This window comes from Xanthomonas sp. BRIP62409 (assembly GCF_003992965.1).
GTDB lineage: Bacteria > Pseudomonadota > Gammaproteobacteria > Xanthomonadales > Xanthomonadaceae > Xanthomonas > Xanthomonas euroxanthea.
The window spans coordinates 1-18,051 of sequence record NZ_QEZJ01000035.1 but is presented as its reverse complement, the minus strand read 5'-3'; the positions used below and the strand labels follow the sequence as shown (position 1 = coordinate 18,051).

12 protein-coding genes are annotated in these 18,051 nt (G+C 67.6%); 8 read left to right on the top strand and 4 right to left on the bottom strand.

The genetic code is table 11. From position 1 onward, the window contains the following. The first annotated feature begins 185 nt into the window (after positions 1-185). The 4 genes from EO170_RS20345 to EO170_RS20330 all read left to right on the top strand — a co-directional run bounded on the left by EO170_RS20345 (position 186) and on the right by EO170_RS20330 (position 8,690). A complete protein-coding gene (locus EO170_RS20345; RefSeq protein WP_119130974.1) occupies positions 186-2,831 on the top strand; it encodes a PAS-domain containing protein in 2,646 nt (881 codons plus the stop codon). 366 nt (positions 2,832-3,197) lie between these two features. Continuing rightward, positions 3,198-3,974, top strand: coding sequence for a DUF1460 domain-containing protein (locus EO170_RS20340; RefSeq protein ID WP_235858462.1), 777 nt, complete (start codon positions 3,198-3,200; stop codon positions 3,972-3,974). 341 nt (positions 3,975-4,315) lie between these two features. After that, entirely contained in the window at positions 4,316-6,436 is a 2,121-nt protein-coding gene (locus EO170_RS20335; protein WP_241239478.1) for a TonB-dependent receptor, read from the top strand. A gap of 1,183 nt (positions 6,437-7,619) precedes the next feature. Further along, positions 7,620-8,690: an aldo/keto reductase gene (locus EO170_RS20330; protein WP_126947752.1), complete on the top strand. Its 1,071-nt coding sequence runs from the start codon at positions 7,620-7,622 to the stop codon at positions 8,688-8,690. Between the two features lie 107 nt (positions 8,691-8,797). Here the strand turns inward: EO170_RS20330 and EO170_RS20325 are convergent, their stop codons facing one another. The 4 genes from EO170_RS20325 to EO170_RS20310 form a co-directional block, all read right to left on the bottom strand. Next, a complete protein-coding gene (locus tag EO170_RS20325; RefSeq protein WP_024938967.1) occupies positions 8,798-9,436 on the bottom strand; it encodes a response regulator transcription factor in 639 nt (212 codons plus the stop codon). A gap of 182 nt (positions 9,437-9,618) precedes the next feature. Continuing rightward, complete coding sequence (locus EO170_RS20320; RefSeq protein ID WP_126947750.1) at positions 9,619-10,680, bottom strand: ABC transporter substrate-binding protein; 1,062 nt, start codon at positions 10,678-10,680, stop codon at positions 9,619-9,621. Continuing rightward, the gene (locus EO170_RS20315; protein WP_126947748.1) at positions 10,680-12,065 is read right to left on the bottom strand and encodes a sensor histidine kinase; all 1,386 of its coding nucleotides are present in this window, start codon (positions 12,063-12,065) and stop codon (positions 10,680-10,682) included. Before EO170_RS20315 ends, EO170_RS20320 begins: the two co-directional genes overlap by 1 nt. After that, positions 12,058-12,759, bottom strand: coding sequence for a response regulator (locus EO170_RS20310; RefSeq protein ID WP_104584007.1), 702 nt, complete (start codon positions 12,757-12,759; stop codon positions 12,058-12,060). Before EO170_RS20310 ends, EO170_RS20315 begins: the two co-directional genes overlap by 8 nt. Positions 12,760-13,004: 245 nt before the next feature. On the opposite strand from EO170_RS20310, the gene EO170_RS20305 reads away from it, so the two are divergent. From EO170_RS20305 to EO170_RS20290, 4 genes are all read left to right on the top strand, one after another. Beyond that, positions 13,005-14,198, top strand: coding sequence for an OprO/OprP family phosphate-selective porin (locus EO170_RS20305; RefSeq protein WP_104584006.1), 1,194 nt, complete (start codon positions 13,005-13,007; stop codon positions 14,196-14,198). A 238-nt stretch (positions 14,199-14,436) separates the two neighbouring features. Then, positions 14,437-15,765, top strand: a complete 1,329-nt coding sequence (locus EO170_RS20300) for a CitMHS family transporter (protein ID WP_126947746.1) — start codon at positions 14,437-14,439, stop codon at positions 15,763-15,765. 116 nt (positions 15,766-15,881) lie between these two features. Beyond that, complete coding sequence (gene phbB / locus EO170_RS20295) at positions 15,882-16,622, top strand: acetoacetyl-CoA reductase (RefSeq protein WP_016904744.1); 741 nt, start codon at positions 15,882-15,884, stop codon at positions 16,620-16,622. 367 nt (positions 16,623-16,989) lie between these two features. After that, positions 16,990-18,021 carry a LacI family DNA-binding transcriptional regulator gene (locus EO170_RS20290; protein ID WP_104648800.1) on the top strand — a complete coding sequence of 344 codons (1,032 nt, stop codon included), beginning with the start codon at positions 16,990-16,992 and terminating at the stop codon, positions 18,019-18,021. Positions 18,022-18,051: the final 30 nt, after the last annotated feature.

Genomic DNA, 18,051 nt, shown 5'->3' with positions numbered 1-18,051 from the left:
CGGCCGCGCGCTGCCTTCGCTTCAACGCGCCAAGGCGGCAACCCACACCAGCGCACGTGCCCCTGCGGCCGCCTCCTTTCGGGGATGCGGCCGCAGGCGTTTGTGGCTGCGGCGGTGTCGGTGCCTGGCGCAGGCCCGGTGCCGATAGCTGCACGATGCAGCGGCGCACCGCCATACTTGCCGGCATGTACGCCTCGCAACGCCGCCGTCTGCTGCTCACCCTGACCATCGTGCTGGGCGGCATGCTGGTGGCCATGCTGGCGGCCGGGCACTTTGTCGAACAGAACGCCCTGCACGAGGAAAGCGCCACCGTGCGGCGTCAGCTGCGCCTGTATGCGCAGGCCCTGCAGCAACGCGTCGATCGCTATCGCACCCTGCCGCAGATCCTGGCGCTGGACCCGGAACTGCGCGCGGCCGTCTCCGGGCCGTTATCGGCCGCGCAGGTGGAACGGCTCAATCGCAAACTCGAGCGCGCCAACAACGTCACCCAGTCCTCCACGCTGACGCTCATCAACCGCGACGGCCTGGCATTGGCTGCCAGCAACTGGCGCGGGGCGCGCAGCAACGTGGGCGTGGACTACGCCTTCCGCCCGTATTACCAGCAGGCATTGTCCAACGGCAGCGGCAGTTTCTACGGCATCGGCATGACCACCAGCGAGCCGGGTTACTTCCTGTCGCAGGCCATCGTCGACGCCGGCGGCCAGGTGCAGGGCGTGGTGGTGATCAAGATCGCGCTGGCCGCGCTGGAACGCGAGTGGCTGCAGACCCCGGACATCGTGCTGGCCTCCGACGCGCATCAGGTGGTGTTCCTGGCCAGCCGCCCGCAGTGGCGCTACCGCATGCTGGCACCGCTGAGCCTGCGCGACCGCAGCGAATTGCGCAGCACCCGCCAATACGCCGACCAGGGCCTGCTGCCGCTGCGGCGCCGGCTGATCGAGCAGACCGGCAACGGTGGCGTGCTGGCCGAGGTCAGCGACCCACCGCTCGCCGGCCCGGTGCTGTGGCAGACCCTGGAGGTGCCCGAAAGCGGCTGGCGCCTGCATCTGCTGCACGATACCCGCGCCAGCGCGGCGGCCGGCCGCGCCGCTGCGATCGCCGCCGCCGGTGCATGGTTGGCGCTGGCCTTGCTGTGGTTGTTCGTGCAGCAGCGGCGGCGCCTGTCCGCCCTGCGCCAGCGCAGCCGGCACGAGCTGGAAACGCTGCTGCAACAACATGCCGAAGAGCTGCGGACCGCGCAGGATGGCGTGGTCACCGCCGCGCAACAGGCCAATGCCGGCCTGAGCCGCAGCCTGGAACACCTGCCGCAGGGCGTGGTGGTGATCGACGAGGCGCTCAAGCTGGTGGCGTGGAATTCGCGCTATGTGGAACTGTTCCGCTTCCCGCCGGAACTGCTCAAGATCGGCCGCCCGATCGAAGACCTGTTCCGCTTCAACGCACGCCGCGGCCTGCTCGGACCGGGGCCGATCGAAGCGGCGATCGAGCGCCGCCTGAACCATTTGCGCAGCGGCAAGCCGCATATGCGCGAGAGCGAGAAGGAAGACGGCACGGTGCTGGAAATCCGCGGCAATCCGCTGCCCGATGGCGGATTCGTCACCAGCTATGCCGACATCACCAGCTACAAGAACGCCGCACGCGAACTGCGCTCGCTGGCCGATGCGCTGGAACACCGCGTGGCCGAACGGACCCGCGACCTGGCCGCGGCCAAGCGCGAGGCCGAGAGCGCCAACCGCTACAAGACCCGCTTCGTCGCCTCGGCCGTGCACGACCTGCTGCAACCGCTCAACGCCGCACGCATGTTCGTCTCGGTGCTGCGCGGGCAGGTGCGCGAGGCCGGCAGCGCGCGCGTGGTCGACAACATCGAAGGCGCGCTCGCCGCACAGGACGCCATCCTCAACAGCCTGCTGGACATCTCGCGGCTGGAGGCCGGCAGCCTGAAGACCCGGGTGCGCGACTTCGCCATCGCCCCGCTGCTGGAAACCCTGGCCCGCGAGTTCGGCATCCTTGCCGAAGACCGCGGCCTGGTGCTGGACTGGGTGCCCACCTCGGCGGTGGTGTTGAGCGACGAGAACCTGCTGCGGCGCATCCTGCAGAACTTCCTGTCCAACGCCATCCGCTACACGCCGCGTGGGCGCGTGCTGATCGGCTGCCGTCGTCGCGGCGGCTGGCTGCGCATCGAAGTGCATGACCAGGGGCCCGGCATTCCCGAGGCCTTGCAGGACGAGATCTTCGAAGAATTCCGGCGCCTGGACGACGGCGTGGCCAACGACCGCGGCGCCGGTCTGGGCCTGGCGATCGTCGAGCGCATCGGCCGCCTGCTCGGCCACCGCATCAGCCTGCGTTCCACCCTGGGCAGCGGCAGTGTGTTTTCGGTGACCGTGCCGCTGGGCGAGCGCGCCTCCATCGCCAGGCAGTTGCCACCGCCCATCGCCAGCGCTGAAACCGCCAATGACCCGATCCTGCACGGCTGCCGCGTGTGGTGCGTGGACGACGACCCGCGCGTGTGCGAGGCCAGCCGCGCCCTGCTGCAACGCTGGGAATGCCGCGTGGACTTTGCCGGCGGCCCCGACGAGGCATTGGCCGCCGCCAACGCCGACGAGGTGCCGGAGCTGCTGTTGCTGGACGTGCGCATGGGCGAGCACTACGGCCCGATATTGCTGCCGCAATTGGTGGCGCGCTGGCAACGCGAACCGCGCGTCATCCTGGTCACCGCCGAACCCGACCCGGCGCTGCGTGAACATGCGCTCGACCTGGGCTGGGGGTTCCTGGCCAAGCCGGTGCGGCCGCCGGCGCTGCGTGCCCTGATGACGCAGATGCTGTTGCGGCGCGGGTGAGCTGCACCGTCGCGCAGCATCGACAGGCAACAACGGGCTGCGTTGGGGGTGTCGCGACGCTTCCGGCCTGCTTGCCGCCGAGAGGCCGCATGATGGCGCGCCGTGCTGCACGCGTCCCATGCGGCGATTTCCTGGCCCTGCGCGGTCTGGCGAGTTTCGCCGGATCGTTTCAGCGTACCGAAGTGCGTGCTGCCTCAAGCGCGCGTTGGCGATGGCGCTACAGTGCGTGTGTCCATTGCTGCCCACGTCTGCATCGTGCACAGCTCACCTGCCGATGTTTCTCCCCCGGAAACTTGTGGAGTCCTCATGTTCAGGCCTGCCTCCGTGATGTTGACCGCGTTGCTCGCCGCAGGTTGCGCGGCGGATATGCCCGTGCAGGCGTCCACGCCATCGGCGACCGTGCCGCCCTCCGGCCCGGTGCGCGCTGACATGGACCCGTACACCTTGCAGACCCTGGACCGCGTGCTGCACCAGGCATCCACGCATCGCGGCGTGAGTCCGGGGCATCTGATCAAGCTGCTCTCGGCGGAATTTCTCGGCACGCCGTATCAGGCCAACATGCTGCAGGGCTCGGCCACCGTGCCGGAGCGGCTGATCATCGACTTCAGGGGCCTGGATTGCTTCACCTATCTGGACTATGTCGAAGCGGCGCGCCACGCCCATTCGCAGCAGGATTTCGTCGATCGCGTGGTCCTCACCCGCTACGTCGATGGCGTCATCGGCTTCACCTCGCGCAAGCACTTCTTTTCGGACTGGGTCGCACGTTCCTACCCGCTTGCCGACGACATCACCGCAACGCTCAGCCCCAGGGCCGTGAGTGTGGACAAGACACTCAACCTCAAAGCCGACGGCAGCAACTATCTGCCCGGATTGCCGCTGGTGCAGCGGTCCATCACCTACATCCCCGCCGCCGATGTGGACAGCACGGTGGTCCGGCAGCTGCGCACCGGCGACTATGTGGGCAGGTACTCACCGGCGCCCGGGCTGGATGTCAGCCATGTCGGCATCTTCGTCATGACCGACCGGGGCCCGGTGTTGCGCAATGCCTCATCGCGCCCGGAAAACGGAAAGGTCGTGGACTCGCCGTTCATGGAGTACGTCGCCCGCACGCAGGGCATCGTCGTCTACAGGGCCAGGCCCTGATCCCGGTCGCGATGCGGGCAACCGCCAGTCCGGCGGCAGGCATCGTCTCGATCCGCTCCGCCGGTGCATTGCCGGAGCCACACCGTGTCGGTGGGCGTGGGCGCCCATCTCCCGCTGCAGCGCGCACTGGGTGAACGTGCGATGCCAACGCAGCGTGCGGATCTGCACGATCGCCGCTGAGCGATCGCGTGGAGGTCGGCGCCACGCGGCACTCGCGCGCCAGCCGGCAGCGTGCCCGGCACCCGGGCCACTGCACCTGCTACACTATCGAGAACGATTCCCATTTGACTTTGCCTAGCGGAGCATGTCGCGTGCTCCGTCAGCGCCTGGAGTTCTACTCGATGAAGCTTTCCGCCCATGGATCGGCCGGCATGCCGTTCGTTGCCACCCTCTGCCTGTTCGCCTCCGCCACCGCTTCGGCCCAATCGGACGTCACCGACACGCTGGACACCGTGGTGGTGGCCGCCTCGCGCTCCAACATGACCGTGGCCGAGTCGCCGCAGACGGTGCTGATCATCGACAAGGCGCAGATCCAGCAGCAGTTGACGATCTCCAGCAATTCGTCCGACGTGCTCGCCAACCTGATTCCCTCGTACACGCCCAGCCGCGGCAAGATGAACGGCAGCGGCGAAACCCTGCGCGGGCGCACGCCGTTGATCCTGATCGACGGCGTGCCGCAGTCCAACCCGATCCGCCCCACCGGGCGCGAAGCGCACACCATCGACTATGCAATGGTCGAGCGCATCGAAGTCATCCAGGGCGCCAATGCCATCAACGGGCTGGGTGCCACTGGCGGCACCATCAACATCATCACCCGGCGCCCGCAGGACGGCTCGCTGAACCAGCACATCGACGTGCAGGCGACCGCGCCCACGTCCGAGACGCGTGCGGAAACCACCAGCGGCGAGACGCGTTACCGTGTGGATGGTCGCTCGGACAAGCTCGATTACCTGTTCTCGGCCAGCTACAGCGACCAGGGCCTGTATGTGGACGGACAGGGCCGGCCAATCGGCGCCGACAACACCCAGGGCGACCTGATGACGTCCAAGAGCTACGACGTGCTGGCCAAGCTCGGCTACGCGCTCACCGATGCGCAGCGCCTGAGCGTCAGCGTCAACCGCTACCGCATCAAGAACGACAACGACTACATCGGCATCGCCGGCAACCGTGCGCAGGCCCTGCCCACCACCTCGGTGCGCGGCACCCCGCAAGGCACCGCGCCCTGGAACGATGTGCTGACCTCCAGCCTGTCGTACACCCATGACGACCTTGCCGGCATGCAGCTGAGCGCGATGGTGTTCAACCAGGAGTTCGAAGGGCTGTTCGGCGCCGACAACTCGTCCACGTTCCAGGATCCGCGCATCGCACCGGTCGGCACGCTGTACGACCAATCGCGTTCGGTCGCTTCCAAGTGGGGCAGCAAGATCAGCCTGACCAGGGACGACCTGCTCGACAACCGGCTCAAGCTCACCGGCGGCGTCGACCTGCTGGCCGACACCGGCAAGCAGGATCTCTACGGCACCGGGCGTACCTATGTGCCCGAGTCGGACTACCGCAACCTGTCGCTGTTCGTGCAGGGCGAATACAAGCTGCTGCCCGAGCTGACCCTGCATGCCGGCGTGCGCCGCGAAGAAGCCGAGTTGAAGATCGACAGCTACCAGACGCTGTGGCGCTACAACCGCGTCGCTGTCGAAGGCGGCACGCTCGACTTCAACCAGACCCTCTACAACGCCGGCCTGGTCTACACGCCGGTCGAGGATGTGAGCTTTTTCACCAGCTATTCCGAAGGCTTCGGCATGCCGGACGTGGGCCGCGTGCTGCGCGCGATCAACACGCCGGGCACACGCGTGGCCAGCCTGAGCACGCTGGAGCCGATCCTGACCAAGAGCGTGGAAGCGGGCACCCGCCTCACGCGCGGCGCCTTCGATGCGGACCTGAGCTACTTCCAGTCCAACTCGGACCTGGGCACGCGCGTGGTGCCGATCAACGGCGCCTTCATGATGAGCCGCGAAAAGACCCGCGTGCAGGGCGTGGACGCCAGCCTGGGCTATCGCCTGGATGCGGCGCATCGGCTGCGCCTGTCCTACGCCTACACCCGTGGCCGCTACGACAGCGACAACGACGGGCAGCTGGACGCACGCCTGGACGGGCTCAACGTGGCGCCCAACCGCGTGATTGCCTCATGGTCGGCGCAGTGGACGCCGAGGCTCTCCTCGTTCGTGCAGGCCCAGCATGCCTTCAGCCAGTCCTTCGACGAGGCCGACAAGCGCTTCAGCGGCTACACGCTGGTGGATGCGACGTTCAATTACGCGTTGCCGCGTGGCGCAGTGCGCATGGGCGTGTCCAACCTGTTCGACAAGCAGTACATCACCTACTACTCGCAATCGGCCCTGGTCGAACCGCTGCGCTACTTCGCCGGGCGTGGCCGCACCATCACGCTGGGGTATTCACTGGATTTCTGATGGCGTGGCGTGATTGCCGGCAGCGCGCGACCGATACGCCCGCGCAAGCGTGCTGCTGCGCCTGGATGTCGAGCCGTAGCGCCGTTTAGATACAGTCAGCAGCCACTGCCCTCGCCGCCCTAGACAGTTGGTCGGCTGCTTTACTGAAACCATGCACACCGACCATCTCGACTGGTCCTTGCCCGCCCATCGTCGCGGGACCTTGAGCGGCATGGATGCCGCGCCAGAGCCTACACGGACGTACTTGCGGCGTGTCCTGCGATGGTGGGCGGGCAAGGGCCCTGCAGTAAACTCGCAGCGTCGAGGGCGCGGTGCCCTCACCGCTTGCGGGACACGCCGTGAACCCGTCCCTGGGGGCTCGGTGGCGTCATCCATGCCGCCACACGGTCCCGCAACCGGCAAGGACATCGCAACAGAAAGTTAGTCGGTTGCTTTGCTTAAAAAAAATGCACACCGACCATCTCGACTGGTCCTTGCCCGCCCACCGTCACGGGACCTTGAGCGGCATGGATGCCGCGCCAGAGCCTACACGGACGTACTTGCGGCGTGTCCTGCGATGGTGGGCGGGCAAGGGCCCTGCAGCAAACTCGCAGCGTCGAGGGCGCGGTGCCCTCACCGCTTGCGGGACACGCCGTGAACCCGTCCCTGGGGCTCGGTGGCGTCATCCATGCCGCCACACGGTCCCGCAATCGGCGAGGACATCGCGACAGAAAGTTAGTCGGTTGCTTTGCTTAAAAAACCATGCACACCGACCATCTCGACTGGTCCTTGCCCGCTCACCGTCGCGGGACCTTGAGCGGCATGGATGCCGCGCCAGAGCCTACACGGACGTACTTGCGGCGTGTCCCGCGAGGGTGGGCGGGCAAGGACCCTGCAGCGCAGTCGCGGATATCAGCATCTTGGTCGCTCAATCGCCCCCCGGAAAGGCGCATCTGCGCCCGCTACGCGCGTGTTCGTTGGCGCCCTGCAATCGACGCGGCAGCGCCCCACGCACATCGCATCGAACGCTGCGATGCATGCATGCGGCTGCGGCTGCGGCTGCGGCTGCGGCTGCGTGACGATGCTGCGTTGACGATCCGGAGGATCGGGCAAGGATGCCGGATCACCGGGCTCACGCCGACCCGGCGGCCCGCGGCACAGTGCATCGCACGACGCACAACGCCACTATCGGGAGACACACCGCATGAGTCAGACACTGTCGCTGGACCACTATCGCCTGCTTGGCCGCTCCGGGCTGCGCGTCTCGCCGCTGTCGCTGGGCACCATGACCTTCGGCGAAGCCTGGGGCTGGGGCGCGGATGCGGGCGAAGCCAGGCGCATCTTCGATGCCTATGCAGACCGCGGCGGCAATTTCATCGACACCGCGGTCAACTACACCAACGGCGGCGCCGAGCGCATCCTCGGCACGCTGATCAAGGACCGCCGCGAGCGCTTCGTGCTGGCGACCAAGTTCACCATGGCGCGCGATGCGGACAACATCAATTCCGGCGGCAATCATCGCCTCAACCTGATCCGCTCGGTCGAGACCAGCCTGCGCCAGCTCGACACCGACCGCATCGACCTGCTGTATCTGCACGCCTGGGACTTCACCACCTCGCCGGAGGAAGTGATGCGCGGGCTGGAGCATCTCGTGCAGTCGGGCAAGGTGCTCTACCTCGGCATCTGCAACACCCCGGCCTGGCGCGTGGCGCAGTTGCAGACATTGGCCGATCTGCGTGACTGGTCGCCGCTGGTGGCGCTGCAGATCGAATACAGCCTGGTCGAACGCAGCGTCGAACACGAATTGCTGCCGATGGCGCGCGAACTGGGCCTGGGGGTATTGCCCTGGTCGCCGCTGGGCGGCGGCATCCTGACCGGCAAATACAGCCGCGCCGATCTTTCCGACGACAACGCGGCAGAAGTCTCGAACAGCCGCAAGGGCGTGATCGCCTCGACCGGGCATCTCAACGCACGCTCGCTGGAGATCGCCGATGTGGTCGGTGCCGTCGCCGAGGAACTGGGCGCCTCGCGCGCGCAAGTTGCGCTGGCCTGGACCTTGCGCAACCCGGCGGTGGTCTCGCCGGTGATGGGCGCACGCACGCTGCAGCAGGCCGAGGACAACTTCGGCGCGCTGGAGATCGTGTTCAGCGACGACCAGCTGGCACGGCTGGATCAGGTCAGCGGCCTGTCGCCGATCTTCCCGGAGCGCTTCATCGGCCGGCCGATGGCGCAGCAGCTCATCTACGGCAGGCACACGCTACAGCTGCGCAACTGAGCAAACGGCAGGCGCAGGCGCACAATCACCACCGTTGTCGCTGCAATGCGCCTGGTCGCTGCAAACCCGCGTCGACCGCGATCCGCAGCGCCGCTGGCCGGCAACGATCAGCCCTCGCCTTCCGGCTCCAGCGCCTTGACCAGCACCGCCGCCTGCGTGCGGCTGTAGCAGTCCAGCTTCTTCAGGATCGCGGTGACGTGCACCTTGACGGTGTTCTCGGCCAGCCCTAGTTCGTGCGCGATCTGCTTGTTGAGCAGGCCGTCGGCCAGGCTCAGCAGCACGCGGAATTGTTGCGGGGTGAGCTGGGCCAGCTTGGAGGCCAGCTGTGCATCGGCCTCCGAGCGCTCGGCGGTCATCGGCGGGAACCAGGTGCCGCCCTCCAGCACGCTGGCCACTGCGGTGCCGATCGATTCGGCCGGAGTGGATTTGGGAATGAAGCCGGCCGCGCCGAACTGCTGCGCGCGCCGGATCACGCGTGGGTGATCGTTGGAGGAGATCACCACCACCGGGATATCCGGATGCTCGCCCCGCACATGCAACAGCGCCGAGAAGCCGCGTGCGCCCGGCATCGCCAGGTCCAGCAGCACCAGCTCGGCCTGTGGGTGCGAGCGCAGCATCGCGCTCAGCGTGGCGGCGCTGGAAGCTTCCACCACATCGGCCTGCGGCAGGGTCTGCTGCAGCACATGGATCACGGCGGCACGGAACAGCGGGTGGTCGTCGGCGACGAGAATGGTGAGATCGGCCATCCGCCAAGTCTGGCACATGGCCGTGTCGGTTTCCCGCGCCCGGGCGTCCACCGCCACCCCGTTGCGCAGGCGTCAGGCCTGTCTGGCAGCCAGCGTGTGCGTTGTGAGCGCCGCTGCCGCGTCCCGCACACGCAAGGCACGTAGCGCGCGCCGCGCTGGCGCGCAGCCGTGCTCGCGGGTCGTCAGCGCCCGCCCTGGCGCGGCGGCTGCGTGCTGGCGCGCCAGGCGTCCAGAAACTGCCGGCGCTTGAGCTTGTCCAGATACACCAGCAGGCCCGGGCCCAGCGGGATCGGGCGGAACGGCGGCTGCGCCGAGCCGCCACGCCCGCCGGCGGCCGGCAGGATCGGCATCAGCCGCGCCTCGCGCGAGAGCACCTGCTGGCCGCGCGGCGACAGCAGGTAGTCCAGGAACCGGCGCGCCTCCGGCGCATGCGGCGCGGTCCTGGGGATCACCGCCGTACGCAAGGCCACCAGCGTGTAGTCCTGCGGCTGCACGATGCCCAGCGGCGCGCCGGCGTCGATTCGCGTCTGCGCATAGGAGCCCAGCACGTTGTAGGCCAGCAGCAGCTCGCCCCGGCTGACGCGGTCGAGCAAGGTGCCGGTGCGTTCTTCCAGCCTGACCTGGTTGGCCCCCAACGCGGCCAGCAGCGCACCGGCGATGCTGCCAACCTGCCCGTCCTGGGTGGCGAACAGATAACCCACCCCGCTGCGCTCCACATCATAGGTGCCGACCCGGCCGCGCAGCGGCGCGTCGGGTGCGCGCAACAGGGCCAGCAGCTGCCGGCGTGTGCGCGGCACGCGTGAGGCCGCCAGCTTGCGCGTGTTGTAGACGATCGCCACCGGCTCGTAGCTGATGCCGAATACCTCGTGCCGCCACTGCGCCCACGCCGGCAACGCCTCGGTCTGCGCGGAGCGATGCGCCAATGCATGCCCATCGTTGACCAGCTTGGTCTGCAGATCCATGCTGGCGCTGATCAGCATGTCGGCGGCCGCCGTGGCCTTGCCGGGATGCAGATAGCGGTCATAGATGTCCCAGGCGATCACATCTTCGTAGATCACCTGGGTGCCCGGATGCAGGCGCTGGTAGTCCTGGATGACCGCGCCGAACACTTCCAGATCGGTGGAACCCTGCACGCGCAATTGCGCCTGCACCGGGCCATGCGCGGGAAACACCCGTACATCGCCGGGCGCGGCGCGCGCCATAACCGGCACCAGCAACGCCACCATCAGCAACAGCACGCGCATCACCGCGTCCCTCCAGGAAAATGCAACGAGGCGATCAGCCCGCCGCCGACGCGGTTGCTCAGATCGATGCGCCCGCCGTGCGCTTCGACCACGCGCTTGACGATGGCCAGCCCCAGCCCCGCGCCGCCGGCCGGTGCCTCCGGCCCGCGGACGAAACGCTCGAACACGCGCTCGGCTTCGGCGGCGGGAATGCCGGGGCCGTGATCGGCGATGGTCAGCACGTGATGGCTGCCGTCGCTGGTGAGCGCCACCTGCAATGGCGCCCCGGCGCCGTACTTGCAGGCGTTGTCGATCAGGTTCTTCAGCGCCTCGCGCAGCAGCAAGGCATCGCCACGCAGCAGCGCCGGCTGCGGGTCGATCGCCAGGTGCACGCGCGGGGCGCCGTCGCCACGCGGCAGGGCCTCGTGCAAGGCCTGATGCAGCACCTCGGCCAGATCCACGGTGGCAAAGCGCTGCAGGTTGGCGCGATGGATCACGCTGGCGTCGCTGAGCAATTGATTGAGCAGCCGGCTCATGTGGCTGGCATTGCGCTCGATCGCCACCAGGCTGCGTTGCATCTCGCGCGGGTCGTCGTCGTCCATCGCCAGTTGCGCCTGCGCACGCAGGGCGGCCAGCGGCGTGCGCATCTGGTGCGCGGCTTCGGCCATGAAGGCGCGCAGGGTTTCGTTGCTGGACGACAGCCGCGCCATGAAGCGATTGAGCGCGGTCACCATCAACTGCATTTCCTGCGGTGCCGGCGCGCTCAGCGGCTTCAGGTCGGAGGGCTCGCGCCGCAACAGATCGCGCTCGATGCGCTGCAACGGGCGCAGGGCGCGATACACGCCCAGCCACACCAGGCCCAGGGCCAGCAGCGACAGCACGCCGATCGCCACCAGCGCATTGAGCACCACATCGCGTGCCACCGCATCGCGCGCGCGCCGGGTCTGACCGACCTGCACGCGCACCTCGCCCTGCCCGGACGCCGATGCCACCCGATGCATCACCACCGCAAAACGCACCGGCTCGCCGCTGTAGTCGGCATCGAACAGCACCGGGCGCTCGTCGCCGGGCGCGCGCGCCGGCAACGGCAGCCTGTCCTCGCCGGTGATGGTGCGGCCTTGCGCATCGAACACGCGGTAGAACACGCGGTCTTCCGGTGCCATGCCGAGCAGGTCCAGCGAGGCGTACGGCAGGTCCACCTGCCAGTCGCCGCCGACCAGCGCCACGCTGTCGATGATCGACAGCGCCGAGGACACCAGCAGATGATCGTAAGAGCGGTTGGCGGCGCGCTCGCCGTAATCGCGGGCGGCAAAGAACAGCACCACCGCGCCCAGCAACGACAGGCTGCCCAGGTACAGCAGCAGGGTGCGCCGGATCGACGGTGCCACCATCCGCGGCTCAGCCATCGAGGCCGGGCTCCACCGGCGCATGCGGATCGGCTTCCTCGAGTTTGTAGCCGGCCCCGCGCACGGTGACGATGCGCAACGGCGCGCCCGCCAGCTTGCGACGCAGGCGGCCGACATACAGCTCGATCGCATTGGGCCCGGCATCGTCGTCGAAGCCGAACAAGCCGTTGCCGATCTCGTCCTTGCCCACCACCTGGCCCAGGCGTCCGATCAGGATCTCGAACAGGCGGTACTCGCGGTTGGGCAACTCGATCGGCGCACCGTCCAGCACTAGCGTGTGCGCAGCGTTGTCGAACACGAACCCGCCGATCTGCACCACCTCGCTGGCCTGCCCGCGATTGCGCCGCAGCAGCACCCGGCAACGCGCCTCGAACTCGCGGAAATCGAACGGCTTGCCCAGGTAGTCGTCGGCGCCGACATCCAGCGCCTGCACGCGGTCCTCGATGCCGTCGCGCGCGGTCAGCATCAGCACCGGCGTGGTATCGCCACGCTCGCGCATCCCGGCCAGCACACGCAAGCCATCCAGCTTGGGCAGGCCGATATCCAGCACCACCAGATCGAAGCTCTGATAGCGCAGCACGCTCGCCGCCGCCAGGCCATCGGACTGCCAATCCACCGCATGCCCGCTACGGCGCATGCGCCGCACGATGGCATCGGCGAGGTCGGCGTTGTCTTCGACTAGCAGCAGGCGCATTGGGCGGGGATTGGGGAGTCGGGATTGGGGAGTCGCAACGGCGGTTGGCCGCGGCCGGAAGGTAACAGGCCGCGCAACCAAAAGCTTCTTTCGCTTCTGCCAATCCCCAATCCCGACTCCCCAATCCCCGCCCCCCGACGACAGGTCCATGACAGCTTCGCCGGACTAGGCTGCTGCCAACGCGCCGCAGCGTGCTTGTGCGGTGCATCGCTGAACGTGATTCACACATGTACCTGGGAGGGTCTGTGAGCAACGACACCTTGCGTCTGCGCGTCTTCACCGCCTGTGCTGCGCTGTGCCTGGCACCGGCGGCGCAGGCGGCCGAGGGCGACGGTCCGGTCACCGCCGAGGTGGGTGGGCGCGTGCACTGGGACTTCACCATGTTCGACAACGACGAACGCGGCACCCCCGAGCGCAACGACACCCAGTTCCGCCGCGCGTGGCTGGATGTGGCGGGCAAGTTCTACGGCTTCACCTACAAGGCCGAAGCGGAATTTGCCGGCCTGCAATACGAGTCCGGCAGCCGCGGCATCCTGGCGCGCGATGTGTATGTCGCCAAGAAATTTTCCGCCGGTACGCTGACCGTGGGCCAGTTCAAGCAGTACTTCTCGCTGGACGACCGCACCGGCTCCAACTACGGCCCGTTCCTGGAACGCGGATATGCGGCCACCACGCTGGCGCCGATCTACCGCAAGGCGATCTCCTGGCAGGCCAATCGTCCCGATGCAACCTGGTCCACGGCGGCCTACAGCCTGGAAAGCATCGACAACTCCTCCACCAAGGGCGGCGCGCTCGGCACCCGGCTGACCTTCGCACCGGAGATGGGCGAAGCGCGGCTGCGCCACCTGGGCGTGTCGCTGGCGCACGAGCGCTATTCGCATCCGGGCAGCGGCGGTGCGGCGCCCCTGCTGATCCGCCCACGCCCGGAAAACGATCTGGCCAACAACAGCCGCATCACCCTTGCGCGCTTTGCCGATGGCCGCGATACCGATTTCGACAAATGGTCGCTGGAATACGCCGAAGTGCTGGGCCCATGGTCGTGGCAGAGCGAATTCAGCGGTGGCCTGCTCGACGACGGCTCCCAGCATGCCAAGGTGTTGGCCAGCTACGGCCTGGTCAGCTGGTTCGTCACCGGCGAGTCGCGCGGCTACGACCGCAAGACCGGCCGTTTCAGCCGCATCAACACGCCCAACCGCCCCTCCGGCGCGTTCGAGCTGGCCCTGCGTTACGACTACATGCGCGGCGACCAGCACCTGGATGGCCAGCCCGATTTCATCAACGCCAGCACGCAGTCGTGGACGCTGGGCGGCAACTGGTACTTCAAGCCGAACCTGCGCGTGATGCTCAATGTGATCGACAGCCGCAACCGCGACCGCAGGGTCGATGCGGTGGTCGATCACACGCTGGCGGTGACCGGCCGGTTCCAGTACGACTTCTGATGACGTGCATGCGCGTACCGGCATTCACGGCGATTGGCAGTACCGGGCGCGTTGCGCCGCACAAGCGCGCCGTTGCCGCCACTGCTGCTCCGGCGCATCGAAAGCCGTGGCGAGTGCAACACTCGACGATGCGCTCAGCCGCCGCTAATGCTCCGCATCCACGGCATCGCCGCTGCATGCGCTGCGCAGCGGCGCGCTCCACTCTCCCCCTGTTGTATGCCTCAAAGGATGTGCCCGCATGCTGACCGCGCTCGGTTTCGGAATGGTGATCACCTTCATGTACCTGATCATGAGCAAGCGGCTGTCGCCGCTGGTGGCTCTGATCACGGTGCCGATCGTGTTCGCGCTGCTGGGCGGCTTCGGCACCGGCATCAACGAGATGATGCTCGACGGCATCAAGAAGATCGCGCCCACCGGCGTGATGCTGATGTTCGCCATCCTCTACTTCGGGGTGATGATCGACGCCGGCCTGTTCGATCCGCTGGTCGGCCGCATCCTGCGCCTGGTCAAGGGCGATCCGCTGAAGATCGTGATGGGGACGGCGATCCTGGCGATGCTGATCTCGCTCGACGGCGATGGCTCCACCACCTACATGATCACCGTGTCGGCGATGCTGCCGCTGTACCAGCGCCTGGGCATGAACGCGCTCAACCTCACCTGCGTGACCATCCTGGCCAGCGGCGTGATGAACCTGACCCCGTGGGGCGGCCCCACCGCGCGCGCCGCCACCGCCCTGCATGTGGATCCGGCCGACGTGTTCGTGCCGCTGGTGCCGGCGATGGCGATGGCGATCGCCGGCATCCTCACGCTGGCCTGGTATCTGGGCATGCGCGAACGGCGCCGCCTGGGCGTGGTGCGCCTGCCGGCCGACGGCAACTGGCTGGACACCAGCATCCCGGAAGAAAGCGATGCGCTGCCGCGGGTGGAAGACACCGAGGACATGAAGCGGCCCAAGCTGCTGTGGGTGAACCTGCTGCTGACGCTGGCGCTGATGGCCGCGCTGGTGGTGGGCGTGCTGCCGATGCCGGTGCTGTTCATGATCGGCTTTGCGCTGGCGCTGATGATCAACTACCCCAACCTGGCTGAGCAGCGCCGCCGCCTGGTCAATCACGCCGGCAATGTGCTGTCGGTGGTGTCGCTGATCTTCGCCGCCGGCATCTTCACCGGCATCCTGTCCAACACCGGCATGGTCGAAGCGATGTCGCGCAGCTTTCTGGCGGTGATCCCGGACAGCTGTGGCCCGTATCTGGCGGTGATCACCGCGATCGTCAGCATGCCGTTCACGTTCTTCATGTCCAACGACGCGTTCTACTTCGGCGTGCTGCCGATCCTGTCCGAGGCCGCCGGCCACTACGGCATCACCCCGGTGGAAATGGCCCGCGCCTCGCTGGCCGGGCAACCGGTGCATCTGCTCAGCCCGCTGGTGCCATCGACCTACCTGCTGGTCGGCCTGGCCAAGGTCGACTTCGCCGACCATCAGCGCTTCACGCTGAAGTGGGCAGTGCTGATTTCCCTGCTGATGCTGGCGGGCGGGCTGGTGTTTGGCCTGTTTCCGTTGGCGCGCTGACGCCCGCCGGGATTCGGCATTCGGGATTGGGGATTCGCAAAAGCGAACGCCAATGACCGCTGTTGCGAATCCCCTCATCCCCAATCCCGAATCCCAACTCCGAAGGAGTTCAAGCAATGACACTTCGCATCGCATACGTCACCAGCGGCATGGGCAGCGTGGGTACCGCGATCTGCCAGAAGCTGGCGCGCAGCGGGCATACCGTGGTCGCCGGTTGCGGGCCCAATTCGCCGCGCAAGACCTCCTGGTTGCGGGAGCAACGCGAGCAGGGCTTCGAGTTCGTCGCCTCCGAGGGCAATGCCGCCGATTGGGATTCCACTGTGGCCGCCTTCGCCAAGGTCAAGGCCGAGGTCGGCGAAATCGATGTCCTGGTCAACAACGCCGGCGGTAGCCGCGACACCTTGTTCCGGCAGATGAGCCGCGACGACTGGAACGTGGTGATCGCCAGCAACCTGCATTCGCTGTTCAACATCACCAAGCAGGTGGTCGACGGCATGACCGCGCGCGGTTGGGGGCGCATTGTCAACATCGGCTCGGTCAGCGCGCACAAGGGCCAGATCGGGCAGATCAATTTCGCCACCGCCAAGGCGGCGATGCATGGTTTCAGCCGCGCCCTGGCGCAGGAAGTCGCCTCGCGCGGGGTCACCGTCAACACCATCTCGCCGGGCTATATCGCCAGCGCCTCGATCAGCAGTTTCCCGCCCGACGTGCTCGACCGCCTGGCCACCTCGGTGCCGATCCGCCGGCTCGGCAAGCCGGCCGAAGTCGCCGGGCTGTGCGCCTGGCTCGCCTCCGATGAAGCCGCTTACGTGACCGGCGCCGATTACGCGGTCAACGGTGGCCTGTACATGGGCTGAGAGACGCCACGAAGACGGCAAGCGGTCTTCAGGTGCGTGCTGACAGCGCGCACGCACCGGCCGGTGAGTGGTACATGCCGGTTCCGAACACCGACCGCCGCCAGGCGGGGCGCACCGTCATTGTCATGGGCGCGCTGAAGCTGCACCGCTCCAAGCATCGCCGCTCCAAGCATCACTGATCTGCAGCCTCACCACCCAGCAGCCTCACGCTCGTCGTGGCCGCTGTGATGCACGCCGCGCCTGCCCTGCGCTTGCATGCAGGTGCGTGATGGCGCCTGACCCGCACGCGCAAGCGACCGCCACTGCGTCGATCAACCCGCCTCCAGTGCGAACTGATTACACTCGGGTTTTTCCGCACTGCGCTGACATGGCCAAACCTTCAGAACGCGCCACGCCGGGGCCCCGCCCGCAGATGGCCGACATCGCCCGCATGGCGGGGGTGTCCGAATCCACCGTGTCGCGCGCCCTGGCCGGCAGCCCGGTGGTGGCCGAGCGGACGCGTGCCTACATCAAGCAGATTGCCGCAGATGCCGGCTACCAGGTCGATCCGATCGCGCGCAGCCTGCGTGCCAAACGCTCCAACACGGTGAGCGTGGCAGTGCCGATGATGCATGCGCTGGACCAGCCGCTGTCGGACCCCTTCATGATGACGATGCTGGCACTGCTGGCCGAGGAACTGACCGGGCGCGGCTACAGCATGCTGCTGTCCAAGCTGGACCGGCATCAGGACGGGTGGGTGGAACAACTCGCACGCGGCAGCCGCTCCGATGGCGTGATCGTGCTGGGACAAAGCTCCGAACATGCCGCGCTGGACGAAGCCGCACGCGATGGCCTGCCGATGGCGGTGTGGGGCAGCCGCATCGATGGGCAGTCGTACATCAGCGTGGGCAGCGACAATTTCCAGGGCGGCGCGCTGGCCACCGACCATCTGATCGCCAGCGGCCGTCGCCGCATTGCCTTCCTGGGCGATGACCAACTGCCCGAGGTTGCGCCGCGGTTTGCCGGCTATCGCCATGCGCTGCAGCGGCATGGGCTGGAGTTCGATACGCGGCTGCACGCGCGCAGCCACTTCCTCAGCGAAGACGCCTACCGCCTCACCCGCGCCATGCTCAAGAAGACCGATCCGCCGGATGGCCTGTTCGCCGCCTCCGACGTGATCGCGGTCGGTGCGATCCGCGCCCTGGTCGAAGCCGGGCACCGGGTGCCGCAGGACATCTCGCTGGTGGGCTTCGACGATATTCCGCTGGCCGCCTACAGCCAGCCACCGTTGACCACGGTGCGGCAGGACCTGGGGCTGGCCGCGCGCCTGCTGGTGGACCGGCTGCTGGCGCTGATCGGCGGCGAAGCGGTGGAGTCGGTGGAGATGCCGGTGAAGCTGGTGGTGCGTGAGTCGGCTTGAGGCTGGGATTGGGGATTGGGGATTGGGGAT

What these genes read in the sequence shown, in the direction of transcription:
- EO170_RS20345 (WP_119130974.1), top strand. Translation starts at nt 186, where the DNA reads ATGTACGCCTCGCAACGCCGCCGTCTGCTGCTCACCCTGACCATCGTG.
- EO170_RS20340 (WP_235858462.1), top strand. Translation starts at nt 3,198, where the DNA reads ATGCCCGTGCAGGCGTCCACGCCATCGGCGACCGTGCCGCCCTCCGGC.
- EO170_RS20335 (WP_241239478.1), top strand. Translation starts at nt 4,316, where the DNA reads ATGAAGCTTTCCGCCCATGGATCGGCCGGCATGCCGTTCGTTGCCACC.
- EO170_RS20330 (WP_126947752.1), top strand. Translation starts at nt 7,620, where the DNA reads ATGAGTCAGACACTGTCGCTGGACCACTATCGCCTGCTTGGCCGCTCC.
- EO170_RS20325 (WP_024938967.1), bottom strand. Translation starts at nt 9,436, where the DNA reads ATGGCCGATCTCACCATTCTCGTCGCCGACGACCACCCGCTGTTCCGT.
- EO170_RS20320 (WP_126947750.1), bottom strand. Translation starts at nt 10,680, where the DNA reads ATGCGCGTGCTGTTGCTGATGGTGGCGTTGCTGGTGCCGGTTATGGCG.
- EO170_RS20315 (WP_126947748.1), bottom strand. Translation starts at nt 12,065, where the DNA reads ATGGCTGAGCCGCGGATGGTGGCACCGTCGATCCGGCGCACCCTGCTG.
- EO170_RS20310 (WP_104584007.1), bottom strand. Translation starts at nt 12,759, where the DNA reads ATGCGCCTGCTGCTAGTCGAAGACAACGCCGACCTCGCCGATGCCATC.
- EO170_RS20300 (WP_126947746.1), top strand. Translation starts at nt 14,437, where the DNA reads ATGCTGACCGCGCTCGGTTTCGGAATGGTGATCACCTTCATGTACCTG.
- phbB (WP_016904744.1), top strand. Translation starts at nt 15,882, where the DNA reads ATGACACTTCGCATCGCATACGTCACCAGCGGCATGGGCAGCGTGGGT.
- EO170_RS20290 (WP_104648800.1), top strand. Translation starts at nt 16,990, where the DNA reads ATGGCCAAACCTTCAGAACGCGCCACGCCGGGGCCCCGCCCGCAGATG.